Source organism: Crocosphaera sp. UHCC 0190, from assembly GCF_034932065.1.
Lineage (GTDB): Bacteria > Cyanobacteriota > Cyanobacteriia > Cyanobacteriales > Microcystaceae > UHCC-0190.
The window spans coordinates 147117-161259 of record NZ_JAYGHP010000006.1 but is presented as its reverse complement, the minus strand read 5'-3'; the positions used below and the strand labels follow the sequence as shown (position 1 = coordinate 161259).

The following is a 14143-nucleotide window of genomic DNA, read 5'->3' as shown; positions in this document are numbered from 1 at the left end:
TTAGATCAAAATATGATTACTGGTATCGCCATTTTGTCCCGCAGAAATTGCATCCAAAGATGTTTGACAGTTATGATCTAGGATGACATCAGATTGTGAATTATTCAACCCCGCAATAGCGGCTAAACTTGCCAATATATTCTGATTATACTCGGTCTGAGTTTTATTCCCTAAGTCCAAAGTATCTGTTGGTGGGGTTTCCTTTGCTTGCTCAACTAATTCTTGTAGTCCAACTAATGGTTGATTTCTGGCAATACCTGTTAAATCCATCTCTGGTAAAGTCTTGTTTGTCAGAATATTCTCACCCCCACTTTCATTGATTTTAATATTACGAAATTGACTGGAATGGCCACTTTTTTTATCATCATCATTGATGAAAACTAAACGATCATAATTTCCGTTAAGATAGTTTCCCACATTGATAGTATAGGTTTTCCAATCATTACTGGATTTATAATCATTAAAGGCTTGATTTCCCCAGTCTTGACTACCGTAGAGTTGAAAAAGACCATCGGGATTATCAAAAACATCATCGTTATTGTCAAAACCAATTCCCTGAATTTCTCCTTTCTTGGTACTTTTAAACTCAAAAGTTAAGACAGTATTAGCCGTAATATTATAATTATTAAGGTATAAATGTTTCCAGCCAGTATTCTCAATTTTCACCTCGTTACCATCAGAGGAATAGGTAACAATTGCTTTGGCGGTATCTTGAGGGGAACTTTTACCATTGTAAACGGAAGCATTACCATAGGATTGTAGAGAAGTCGTTTGAGTGATTCCGTTAACTGTGACAGACAATTCGTTGGCGTTATAAACTTTAATATTACGAAATTGACTGGAATTGCCACTGTTTTTATCATCATCATTGATGAAAACTAAACGATCATAAGTTCCGTTAATATAGTTCCCCACATTGATAGTATAGGTTTTCCAACCATCACTAGATTTATAATCATTAAAGGCTTGATTTCCCCAGTCTTGACTACCGTAGAGTTGAAAAAGACCATTGGTATTATCAAAAACATCATCGTTATTGTCAAAACCAATCCCCTGAATTTCTCCTTCTTTGCTACTTTTAAACTCAAAAGTTAAGACAGTATTGGCCGTAATATTATAATCATCAAGGGAAAACTGTTTCCATCCATTATTGTCAATTGTCACCTCGTTACCATCAGAGGAATAGGTAACAATTGCTTGGGTGGTATCTTGAGGGGAACTTTTACCATTGTAAACGGAAGCATTACCATAGGATTCTAGAATTCCTGTTTGGGTGTTTTTGTCAACTGTTATAGCCAATTCATCGACGTTGTAAACTTTAATATTACGAAATTGACTGGAATTGCCACTTTTTTTATCATCATCATTGATGAAAACTAAACGATCATAAGTTCCGCTAATATAGTTCCCCGCCTTGATAGTATAGGTTTTCCAACCATCACTGGATTTATAATCATTAAAGGCTTGATTTCCCCAGTCTTGACTACCGTAGAGTTGAAAAAGACCATTGGTATTATTAAAAACATCATCATCATTGTCAAATCCAATCCCCTGAATTTCTCCTTTCTTGGTACTTTTAAACTCAAAAGTTAAGACAGTATTGGCCGTAATATTATAATCATCAAGGGAAAACTGTTTCCATCCATTATTGTCAATTGTCACCTCGTTACCATCAGAGGAATAGGTAACAATTGCTTGGGTGGTATCTTGAGGGGAACTTTTACCATTGTAAACGGAAGCATTACCATAGGATTCTAGAATTCCTGTTTGGGTGGTTCCGTCCAATTCTATGATAAGTTGGTTATTGCTACTATCTGGAATACCACTATCATTAACATTAATATCACTGTAAATAATATTGATCTGATTATCAGGATCAAGATAATAATTTACTAACTTAATTGAACCATTACTGCCTAACCCCAAAATCAGATCTTGGCCACTTTGGGTACTGGTAACTTCCTTGGATTTGTAGTCTAATTTTAAGGTATCTTGACTGTCTCCATAGTAAATAATATCACTGCCTGTGGTTTTGCTGGTCAGATATCCACTAATGGTATTCGCACCACTATTTAGATAAATTGTATCATTACTGCTAGAATTTATCACATTTTCTATCGTCACATCATAGGCGATCGCGGTAGCATAATCCGTCGTAGTTGTGTAAGTTATACTAAGAAGACCACCAGGATTTAAGTCGAGAGAAAATCCGCTACTTTGATAATTTAATCCCGAAAAATCTAGGGTATCCTTCCCCCCTGAATCCCAAATTGTTTGTTTGGTTCTGTTATTAGTAATAAGGGGTGAGATTCCGTTAACAGTAAATTGATCAATGTAACTACCAAAAACATAAGTATTGTCCCCAGTATTATAGTCTTTAGCCCCATATAAACTCTGTAATGCTTTAATATCAAGGGGCATATAAGTTCCCGCAGATTTCCCAGTAAAATTGTAAGTCATTACTGAGTGATCTGTATTATCTAAAGCCGCATCTAAGCCACCGTCGAAAGTATGTTGTAATCCTAACGCATGACCTAATTCATGAACAATGGTTAGATAACCATGCTTTCCAGGATCATGTTGAAAACCATTCGTATCTCCTAAACGATCATATTTGGTATTAAAATAAACGTCTCCTGATATCTTTTCAGATAAACTATAGGGAAAATTAGCATAGGCATAATTTGGACTACTCGAATTCATAAAACGGATTTGACCAAAGGTATTTGTATCAGTCTCTGTAACTTCTACAAAGTCAATATCAATAACATTTTCTAGCCAGCCAAAAATGTCTCTTATGTTTTCTTTTACAGCATTACTAACTTCTTTGATCTTCTTCTCAGTGCCATAATATGACCCTTTAAAAACGTCATCTTCATAGAAGCTATAAGTAATCTTTCGGTCATTAGATACTGACCATTCATAACCGGATAAAATACTATCCAACGGGATATCGATTGAAGATAAAGAAGTAAGAATTGCCATGAGGAATTGCTCCTTAGTTTTTAGAAGGATTAGGTAAGTGAACGCGCAGAATTATTGTTGTCAAAAACTAAGACAAACAACTGACACGAACATCATTAAATTTGTTAACTTCAAAATATAGAATCACAAAGTAAAGAAAATGGCTACTTTTGGGTTATTTCTCCTCTGTGACGATAAAAAAAACTTATAATAAAATTGATGAAAGATGAGTTTTATTTTACTCCACAAGTCATCACCAGTAATATTGCATACAACTCCAGCATTGTATATCAATTCTCCGTTTTCTGCAATAATATAAACGTTCTCAAGAGTAAGCAAGGTTTTAGGGAACATGGAAGATAGCAACAAAGTTCAACCCGAAGAAAAGGTCAAATTACCCAATCCTGGACGAAAAATGGGGGGTGGTTTACCATTAATCGAAGATTGGGCCCGTCATACTATTTCCCATGAGGGGCCCCAACTCTGGCAAACCCTACTCCACAAAAGTGCTTGTTTATCTTGTGCTTGGGGAACCGGAGGACAAAAAGGGGGTTTTACTAACGAAGTCGGAGAAACCTTACAACGTTGTGTCAAAAGTGTTGAGGCAATTTCTGCCGAACTTCAACCAGGAATTACACCCCATGTCTTTGAACAGCATTCTCTCGAAGCATTACAAAAATTCACCTCACAAGAAGCAGATAAACTGGGACGCTTAAGCTTTCCTGTAATTTTACGGGCAGGAAAGTCTTATTATGAACGTATTAGCTGGAATGAAGTCTATGATCTGGTAGAAATATCCTTTCGTAAACCGGCTGCTCGCCTTGCGTCTTATAGTTCGGGACGTTCATCAAACGAAGCCGCTTATTTGTTACAACTGATGATGCGATCGCTGGGTTCTAATAACTTAGCAGATTGTTCTGATTTGTGCCATCGTGCCTCAGCAGTGGGGTTAAAAACGGTGTTTGGGACTGCTACATCTTTTGTTAGTTTAGCAAGCTTACAAGAGTCAGATTGTGTGGTTTTGGTGGGTTCTAATGCACCCGCAAACCATCCCCGGTTAATGAATGAGTTGATTAAATTACGCGATCGCGGGGGGACAGTTATTGTCATTAACCCAGTGGAAGAAGTGGGGTTAGTTAAGTTTGCGTCTCCTGCGTTTCCCGTCAAGTCTCTCATCTCAGGATCAGATATTGCTTCTTTATTCTTAAAACCTCATCCTGGCAGTGATCTGGCCTTGTTTATCGGTATACAAAAGTCTCTCATAGAAAGAGGTTTAATTAAACAAGATTTTCTCGAAAATTATACCGAAAATTGGCAAACTGTCTTACAACAGTCTCAAGCAACTTCCTGGGAGTCTATTACAGACACTTGTGGTGTTTCTCAAGCAGACATTGAAACTGCTGCTACTCTTATCAGTAAAGCAAAAGGTGTAGTTTTTGCTTGGGCCATGGGGATAACCCAACAGGTGAATGGAGTGGAAAGCATTTTTAGTATTGCGAATACGGCCTTAATGACCGCAAATGTGGGAAAATTAGGGGCGGGATTAATGCCGATTCGTGGCCATTCTAATGTGCAAGGTTTTGGATCAATGGGAGTGACAAACAACCTGCGACAAGACATACAAGACGCATTGGAAAGGTTGTTAGGGCGATCGCTTAATTCTATTCCTGGGTATGACGCGCGATCACTCATAGATGCAGCAGATGACAAGAAGGTGGATACTTTATTATGTTTAGGGGGTAATCTTTATGCAGCAAATCCCGATTTAACCCAAGCAAAACGGGCCTTAGGAAACATTGAAACTGTTATCTATCTATCTACAAAACCCAATTTAGGTCATTTTCATGGCCTTGGGTCACAAAATACTTTAATTCTTCCGGTTTATACCAGGTTTGAAAATCCCCACCAAACCACTGTGGAATCTGGTAACAATTTTGTGCGCTTTAATGATGCAGGGAAAACTCACTTAAAAGATGCAGATTTAGTCTCAGAAGTCGATTTTATAACAGAATTAGCCCATCGTTTACTGGGAGATAGTCCCGTAAATTGGCGTAAATTACAAGACACCCGATATGTGCGTCAACTTATTTCTCAAACCATCCCAGGTTATGAAAAAATTGGGGAGATAGATGAAACTAAACAAGAATTTACGATTTCAGGACGCATTTTTACAGAACCAAAGTTTCCGACAGCATCAGGAAAAGCAATGATGCAAGAGACTCCCCTACCTATGATTAGTTTACCTAAACCCGAAGATTTTGGGGTGTCTGTTCCCTTTTCTGGAATAGTGCTTGCTTTAATTACAGGGCGCAGTTATCGTCAACATAATACTGTAGTTTATCACACTGATGATCCCTATCGAGGAATGCCTCACCGTCATTGTATTTTAATGCACCCTGATGATGTGGAAAAAGCAGGGTTAAGTAATCATCAACGGGTAACAGTGCAAGGAGACGGGGGACATTTAGAGAATATTGAGATAATTTGTGGTGCAATTAAACAAGGTGCAGCTTTAATGTTTTATCCTGAAGCTAATATTTTGATGAAAGCACATATTGATCCGCGATCGCATACTCCTGCTTATAAACGGGTTCCTGTTTTAGTTTATAAGGTTGATGAGTTGTAAAAATAACTTGACCTATTGGTATAATATTAAAGCTTTACTACCTTTAAATCAATGAATAAAGATCTTTTTGCCACTGAAGCGATCGCCCAAATTCCCAAGCTCTTAACTTTACTAGATCGTAACTCTCACAGTCCTACCTATGGCTGTTTTGATCGCAATTTTTGGCAATACAAAATCATTGATTTTCCTAGTGGAATGTCCCAAGAATTTGTCTATCCTTTGGCTTTAGCTTATCATACAAATCTCCCAAATAATCCTTTTTATCAACAACCGATTATTAAAGATTGGGTAGAGGCGGGAATTTTATATGCTGCCAAAAGCGCGCATTCTGACGGTTCCTGTGATGATTATTTTCCCTTTGAAAGAGCAGGAGGGGCGGCGGCTTTTTCTTTGCTTGCTTGTCTGGAAAGTTATCAATTATTGGGCTTAAATAATCAGCAGATAATTGACTTTTTTGTGAAACGGGCTAATTGGTTAGCTCATCATCAAGAAAGTGGGAGATTAACAAATCATCAGGCTTTAATTGTGCTATGTTTAGAGTTACTTTCTCGACTGTTAAATACTGATCAATGGAATCACCAAAAAACGAGAAGATTAGAACAGGTTTTATCCTGGCAAAATCCTGAAGGTTGGTTTCAAGAATATGAAGGTTGCGATCCAGGGTATCATACTTTAACTATATCATGTTTAGCTCGTATTTATGAATTTAATTCTGACAATAATCGCCTTAAGGATGCCATTGCAAAAGCAGTTATTTTAGCTTCTCAATTTGTGCATCCTGATGGTTCATACGGGGGAGAATATACGAGTCGTAATACTTATAATTTCTTTCCTCATGGCTTTGAATTAGTAGGCAAATGGTTGCCAGAAGCATTAAGTATTAATGATCAATTTTTAACGGGTTTAAAAAATGGGTTAGCTCCTTGTTATGCTGATGATCATATCATTGGACATCATACCTGGAATTATTTATTAGCTTGGCGAGATTTTGTTTCAGCAAGACCAGAAATTAAGCCGAGATCATCAGGACGTTTTCAATTAGAAGAAGGGGGAATAATAATTGATAGAAGGGACAATACAGAGTTATATTTAGCCTTAAATAAAGGCGGTGTATTGAAACTATTTAGAGATGATAAATTATTGGTTTCGGATACACAGTTTTCTTTACAAGTAAAAGAAAATAACAAGATTAAAAATGCCGTTGCCCACTTAGTCAGTCAACGCTATAAAGTTGAGATTGAAGAAGATAAAATCACCATTCAAGGAGCATTAGGATGGGCAAAACAGAAACAAATGACAACCATCAATTTAATGATTTTACGAGTGGTTATGTATAGTTTTGGGCGTTTCTTTCCCAACTTAATTCGTAAACTACTGCAAAAGATTTTAATTACGGGCAAAAAAGATGCTCCCTTTCAATTTTCTCGCACCCTATTATGGGAAAACGGACAATGGAAAATTACGGATGAACTTACCTCAACATCAGGAAATTGGGAACAGGTTATTGATGCAGGAATAGGTTGTGATCAAACCTCAATTTATGTGGTCATGAGTCGCACTTTTCAACGGGGACAACTGCAACCTTGGTTAGATGTAACTGATCAAATAAAACAATTAAAATCAGGGGAAAGTTTAACCTTAGAAAGAGTTTTCTAAATTAGAAGTGGTACAGGCAAGATGCCTGTTAATCAATTTTAGCTCCTAATATAAATCATCAAATATCTAAATTTCCTCTAGATGTCTAATCCTTTACAAAATTCATCTCAATTAATCATTAAGCAAAGATATCTTCCCCATTGGGAATTAGCTGGTTCAGTATATTTTGTGACATTTAAGACTTGGCAAAAACTTAAATTAAGCACTGATGCTAGACAAATTGTTCTAAATTGCTGTTTGTTTTTTGATCAAAGTATCAACTGTAAAGATGCTAGGTATCAGACTTTTATTATTGTTATTATGCCTGATCATGTTCATTGGTTGCTTCAACCTTTACCCAAAATAGATAAAACAATTTTATCTGAGACATCTGAGACAGGCAAGATGCCTGTTCCACGGGTACTGATTTCACAAAATAAGCTAGAATGTTGGTCATTAAGTAGTATTTTACATAGTGTTAAAAGCTATAGTTCTAAACAAATTCCTAAAGTAATGAAACATATTGGGACAATTTGGCAAGATGAACGATATGATCGCATAATCAGGAACAGAAGAGAATTTTTGAATACTTGGAAATATATTCAATTGAATCCTGTTAAAGCTCATCTCTCAGATACTCCAGAAAATTATCCTTATTTATGGGAAACTTTTTAGATAAACCGTGGGACAGGCATCTTGCCTGTTAATCAATTTTAAAAAAATGATATAATATTGGCATTTATCTGAGCTTATCTTTTGTCGTTTTTGATTCCTTATCACTCATCTTATGACCATCACAACCTCAACACATAATCCCTTACTAATAGGAAAAGGACTTCCCCCCTTCGACCAAATTAAACCAGAACAAGTCATTCCAGCAATGACAGAATTACTGCCAGAGTTAGACAGTAAATTAACCCATCTTGAAGCATCTGTTATCCTCAGTTGGGAAGGTTTAGTGGAACCCCTAACAGAAATCGAAGAAAAATTAACTTGGACTTGGGGAATTATCGGCCATTTAATGGGGGTTAAAAATAGTCCTGAATTACGGCAAGCTTACGAAACTGTACAACCCCAAGTTGTGGAATTTATTAACAAGCTAAGCCAAAGTAAACCCCTTTATCAAGCTTTTAAAACCCTAAAAGAAAGTTCTGTTTGGGATAGCTTAGAAAATGCTCAAAAACGCATTGTTGAAACAGCTATCAGAGAAGCAGAATTATCAGGAGTTGGGTTAACGGACGAAAAGCGGGAAAAATTCAACCAAATTCAATTAGAAATGGCAGACCTTTCTACCAAATTTTCTAACCATGTTTTAGATGCAACTAAAGCCTTTAAACTAAAATTAACGACAGAAAAAGAAGTCGAAGGTTTGCCCGCAAGTTTACTCAGTTTAGCCGCACAAACTGCCCGTACAGAAGGAGAAGAAACAGCGACCCCTGAAGCTGGCCCTTGGGTAATAACCTTAGATTATCCTAGTTATATTCCCTTCATGAAATATAGCACCCAAAAGGACTTAAGGGAGAAGGTTTATAAAGCCTCTATTTCCCGTGCATCTAGGGGAGAATTGGACAATAATCCTTTAATTGAGCGTATCTTAGAACTGCGGAAAGAACAATCACAATTATTAGGTTATGACACCTATGCAGAGGTGAGTTTAGCCCGTAAAATGGCCCCCAATGTAGAAGCAGTAGAAACCTTACTCGAAGAGTTAAGAAAAGTCAGTTATGATGCTGCTGTTAAAGACTTAGAGACCCTGAAAACCTTTGCAAAAACTGAGGATTTACAGCCTTGGGATGTAAGTTTTTGGGCAGAAAAACAACGGGAAATCTTGTTTAATTTTACTGCCGAAGAATTACGCCCTTATTTTCCTTTACCTCAAGTATTAGACGGGTTATTTACCCTAGCAAAACGTATCTTTGGGGTAACAATTATTGCAGCAGATGGAGAGGTACCCGTTTGGCAAGAAGATATACGATATTTCCAGGTCAATAATGAAGCAGGAGAAGCGATCGCACACTTTTATTTAGACCCCTATAGTCGTCCCGCAGAAAAGCGCGGAGGGGCCTGGATGAATGATTGTATTGGACGGGCAAAAATACGCCTAGAAGAACAATTTACGACCCGTTTACCCGTTGCTTATTTAATTTGTAATCAAACCCCTCCTGTTGATGGAAAACCCAGTTTAATGACCTTTGAAGAAGTAACAACCTTATTTCATGAATTCGGTCATGGGTTACAACATATGTTGACAAAAGTTGATTATCCTGGGGCATCAGGAATCAATAATGTAGAATGGGATGCGGTAGAATTGCCCAGTCAATTTATGGAGAATTGGTGTTACGATAAAGCGACTTTATTTAACATGGCCAAGCATTATGAAACGGGAGAAACCCTACCAGAACATTACTATAATAAGTTAATTGCTGCTCGTAATTATATGAGTGGTTCGGCTATGTTACGGCAACTACATTTTAGTTTCTTGGACTTAGAATTACACCATCGTTATCAACCCAATGGAAACGAAACACCGGCCCAAGTTCGGGAACGCATTGCTGAGAAAACAACCGTCATGAAACCGTTACCTGAAGACGCATTTTTATGTTCTTTTGGTCATATTTTTGCGGGGGGTTATGCAGCAGGTTATTATAGTTATAAGTGGGCAGAAGTGTTAAGTGCGGATGCTTTTTCGGCCTTTGAAGAAGCAGGGTTAGAAGATGAAAAAGCGGTTTCAGAAACAGGTAAACGTTTCCGAGATACGGTGTTAGCATTAGGGGGAAGTTTACACCCTATGGAAGTGTTTAAAGCTTTCCGAGGAAGGGAACCCAAAACGGAACCATTGTTAAGGCATAGTGGTTTATTAAAGGTAGCATAAAATCAATTAGAATAGGGTGAGTCACACTCACCCTATTAGCATTCTTTAGTTATCCACAATTCCTATTATCAAATCTGCCTAATGAGTCAAGACTTTCTTCATGAATCTCTACAAATAGATTATAGATTAAGAGCGACTTTTTTTTATAGAAAGTTATATGATTTAGGGTTCAAATATTTTCATGATGAAATATTTAAACTCATAGAAATTGCTGACACTTATAACTGGGAACAAAAAAATAATTGGGGAGTTTCTGAGACAGCATGGATGATTTTAGAAAAAAGTAAAATTCCTCAGATGGCGGTTTTTGCACATCCGAGAGTTTTGCAAGAACAATCTAAATTATCAGCTTATTATCGAAGCGTTGCTATGCTTCCTCAAAAAGCGGTGAATAAATTAGCATTTACAATTAAAAGTATAGAAGAAGGTAAAAAATTATCAGCCGATAAATCAGTGATTCTTTGCCAACTTTATAACTCCCATTCTAGCTTGATAATAGAAAGTGCTAATGAATATACACAAGATGACATTTATGCACTGATGTATGCTTCTGCTGGCGCACAAATTCAAGGTTCTTGGAATAATAAAATTGGAGAGGAAGCAGAGATTTTAACTCGAAAATTAATTATTCGTACCTTATTAGAACAGGATTTAATTGTTTCGACAATTTATAAAGAGGGGAACTCAAATACTCAATTAAATAATTTGATAGAGCAAACTGCTTTAATATCAGGTATTCGATTAAAAAATCAGACAAGTATTTTATTTTCTAGTGAACCGGATATTTCTTTTCTTAATGCTAACGGAGAATTAGTTGCCGTCATAGAAGTTAAAGGAGGCAAAGACACTGCTGGAGCATTAGAAAGATATGGTGCAGCTAAAAAAAGTTTTGAAGAAGCAAGACGTTTAAATCCAGAAGTTATAACAATATTTTTGGCAAATTGTATTACACAAGAAGTTAATAAAAGACTTAAAAGTGATGAATTAGTTACCAATATTTATGATTTAACTCAGATTGTTTCTAAGGATGAGTTTAGACAGCAGTTTGCAGTCGATATTTTAAAATTCATTAAAATAGATCTAAAAAAAAAGTAGTTAAAGTTAATTGTTCAGTCACAACTAATCAACCCATAGTCCCTTTACAGCTTAGCTTACCTTTTAATAATAATACTCCCTCAAAATCTTCTGTAATTATCTCTAATTTTTCTGATCATCAAATTTATTCTGATCAAGCAAGATTATTATTAGAAAATAAATATTCATATCTTTTTAAAGAAACTAATGAATATAATCGTAAAATAGTGAGTTATCAAGGAAATAAAGGAAAAAATATTCATGGATGGTTTAGATATAAAGAAGGATTTTCAGAAGAATTAGTTAAAAATCTTATTAATAAATTTGGCATTCAATCTAATGATACATTATTAGAACCTTTTGGCGGTTCAGGAACAACCTTATTAGTTGCTCAGTCTTTAGGAATTAATGCCATTGGGTTTGAAATTTTACCTATTTGTCATTTAATTTGGCAAGCAAAATCAAATATTAATAAATATAATTTAGAAGAATTAAACAATATTTTAAAACTAATTGAAACTCAAACACCTCAAAAGGTTGATCTGAATTTTCCTCATCTCAAAATTACTCAATCTGCTTTTTCTCAAGAGACAGAAAATGATTTAATGTTTTATACACATCAAATTACAATACTTGATATTTCTCAAGAAACAAGAATTTTACTGAAGATGTTGTTAATGAGTATTCTTGAAGAAATCAGCTATACAAGAAAGGATGGTCAATATTTAAGGTGGGATTATAGATCTGATAAAATAAAGCAAAGAAATCAAACAAGATTACAGCAAGAAAAAAAGCCTATTAAGCTTTTTGACAAAGGAGATTTGCCAACCGTCAAAGAAGCTTTCATGAAAGTTTTAAAAATAACTATTGATGATATAAATTCACTCAAAACCAGAAGTTTTATCTATGACAAAAGCTATCAAGATTTTCGGCAAGGTAGTGTTTTAGAATTATTGCCTAAAATTGAAGCTGAAAAATTTTCTGGAGTGATTACTTCACCCCCTTATTGTAATCGTTATGATTATACAAGAACCTATGCTTTAGAATTAGCTTACTTGGGAATTGATGAAATAGAAATTCGTCAACTCCGTCAAAGTCAATTATCCTGTACTGTTGAAAATCGCTCAAAATTAGAAAGTTTAGAAAATCTATATAGTTCTTTAGAACAACACAATAGATTTTTATTCTGTCAAAAAATCTTAAATACTAATCAAGTATTTGAAGAAATTAATAATGCTCTAGAAACAAGATGGAAACGAGGAGAAGTTAACAATAAAGGTATTCTTTTAATGGTTAAAAATTATTTAATTGAATTAACTTTTGTAATTTTAGAAATGTATAGAACTTGTCAGCAAGGAGCCTATGTTATTCTAGTCAATGATCTGGTAAAATATAGTGGTGAAATCATTCCGATTGATACATTTTTTACAGAAATAGCGGAAAAGATCGGTTTTTCTCCCGTTACTATCTATATTTTGCCCCAAAGAAAAGGAAATAGTAGTCAACAAATGGGTAAATTTGGACGCACTGCATTGCGAAAAAGTATTACTGTTTGGCAAAAACCTTGATCTTACACTCATCTGCGGTTAATCATCCCCTCATCTCCCTCGCACCATGATCTTTTTGCGAGAAATCATTACAATGAAAATAGTCAATTGTTAAAAAATGTTACAAAAATGAGTAAGCTCAGTTTAGACCAAATTTCCGTACAACTCGAAAGCGAAAATTCCCGCGATCGCCTATTGGCCCTTGCTTACTTACGAGAAGTATCCGCAGAAGATGCTGTCCCCCTGATCAAAAAAGTCTTAGACGATGAAATGCTACAAGTGCGATCAATGGCGGTTTTCGCCTTGGGAGTCAAACAAACAAACGAATGTTTCCCCATTCTTGTTAAACTCCTAGAGAATGACCCCGACTATGGCATTCGCGCTGATGCCGCAGGTGCGTTAGGATATTTAAGGGATCAACGGGCCTTTGAACCCCTGTCAAGAGCATTTTATGAAGATACTCAATGGTTAGTGCGCTTTAGTGCTGCCGTCTCTTTAGGCAACTTAGGAGATATCCGCGCTCAAGAGTTATTATTGCAAGCGTTAGACAGTGAGGAAACCGTCGTTAAACAAGCGGCGATCGCAGCGTTAGGGGAAATTAAAGCGATCGATGCGGTGAATGATATTTTGCGCTTTGCAGACTCAGAAGACTGGTTAATTCGTCAACGGTTAGCCCAAGCATTAGGGAATTTAAACACCGAAAAAAGCAAGTCCGCGCTGAAATTCTTGGCTAAAGACGAACATCCTCAAGTGCGTGAAGCCGCCCTATTTTCGTTACAATCCTTAGAACGGGAGACAGAGAAGTTAGTGTAATTCTCATGGTACAATTGGGTTTGTCTGTTCGCCACTTTATTAATTGAACCGAGAACAAAAACCAAGTATTCATGGACATACAAACGTTTTTAGAATTATGTGTAGGACAATGGTTTTCTCAGCGAAGTAGCTATCAATTTGAAGCGCAAAAAGCTGAGAGCCATAAATCAGAATTAACCGTAGAATTGTTCAGTGCTGAACATACAGAAGTCATGGCTATTTGTCAACAGTATGGGCTGAAACCAAACAATTCTATGATCGGACAGAAAATCAGTTGGGATAACGCTGTTGACTGGGGAAAAGCCAAACAAGGTGGCACCACAACTATTATCATAGTTCCTGATGAAAATAACCCCCAAATAGGACGAATTTTACGGGGAATAAATGCTCAACTTTCTTCATCAACAGGAAACTATAGTTTAGGACAAGATGAAGCCCTAACCTTGACTTTAGAAGGGGATAATATTCACATTGAAGAACGGTTATGGTTTGCTAGTCCTAATTTAAGACTCCGTTCCAGTTTAATTAAAGGAGCAAATGGTTACAGTCGCACGGCGTTTTATTCAGAAATTCGGAAACTACCCCCGAAAGATGCGGCCTAATTTTTAGGCA

9 protein-coding genes are annotated in these 14143 nt (G+C 36.2%); 8 read left to right on the top strand and 1 reads right to left on the bottom strand.

Annotated features, from left to right (window positions below; genetic code table 11):
* Positions 1–2985, bottom strand: a complete 2985-nt coding sequence (locus VB715_RS11185; RefSeq protein WP_323301283.1) for a M10 family metallopeptidase — start codon at positions 2983–2985, stop codon at positions 1–3.
* Positions 2986–3316: 331 nt separating this feature from the next.
* Between VB715_RS11185 and VB715_RS11180 the strand changes: the two genes are divergently transcribed.
* The 8 genes from VB715_RS11180 to VB715_RS11145 all read left to right on the top strand — a co-directional run bounded on the left by VB715_RS11180 (position 3317) and on the right by VB715_RS11145 (position 14133).
* Entirely contained in the window at positions 3317–5590 is a 2274-nt protein-coding gene (locus VB715_RS11180; protein ID WP_416336927.1) for an FdhF/YdeP family oxidoreductase, read from the top strand.
* Positions 5591–5641: 51 nt separating this feature from the next.
* Positions 5642–7246 (top strand): hypothetical protein, encoded by a 1605-nt coding sequence (locus VB715_RS11175; protein ID WP_323301282.1) that lies wholly within the window; start codon positions 5642–5644, stop codon positions 7244–7246.
* Positions 7247–7327: 81 nt separating this feature from the next.
* Positions 7328–7900, top strand: coding sequence for a transposase (locus tag VB715_RS11170; protein ID WP_323301281.1), 573 nt, complete (start codon positions 7328–7330; stop codon positions 7898–7900).
* A gap of 112 nt (positions 7901–8012) precedes the next feature.
* A complete protein-coding gene (locus tag VB715_RS11165; RefSeq protein WP_323301280.1) occupies positions 8013–10097 on the top strand; it encodes a M3 family metallopeptidase in 2085 nt (694 codons plus the stop codon).
* Between the two features lie 81 nt (positions 10098–10178).
* Positions 10179–11192 (top strand): XcyI family restriction endonuclease, encoded by a 1014-nt coding sequence (locus VB715_RS11160; protein WP_323301279.1) that lies wholly within the window; start codon positions 10179–10181, stop codon positions 11190–11192.
* Positions 11193–11398: 206 nt separating this feature from the next.
* A complete protein-coding gene (locus VB715_RS11155; protein ID WP_323301278.1) occupies positions 11399–12739 on the top strand; it encodes a DNA methyltransferase in 1341 nt (446 codons plus the stop codon).
* Between the two features lie 108 nt (positions 12740–12847).
* Entirely contained in the window at positions 12848–13531 is a 684-nt protein-coding gene (locus VB715_RS11150) for a HEAT repeat domain-containing protein (RefSeq protein ID WP_323301277.1), read from the top strand.
* A 71-nt stretch (positions 13532–13602) separates the two neighbouring features.
* Entirely contained in the window at positions 13603–14133 is a 531-nt protein-coding gene (locus VB715_RS11145) for a phycobiliprotein lyase (protein ID WP_323301276.1), read from the top strand.
* Positions 14134–14143: the final 10 nt, after the last annotated feature.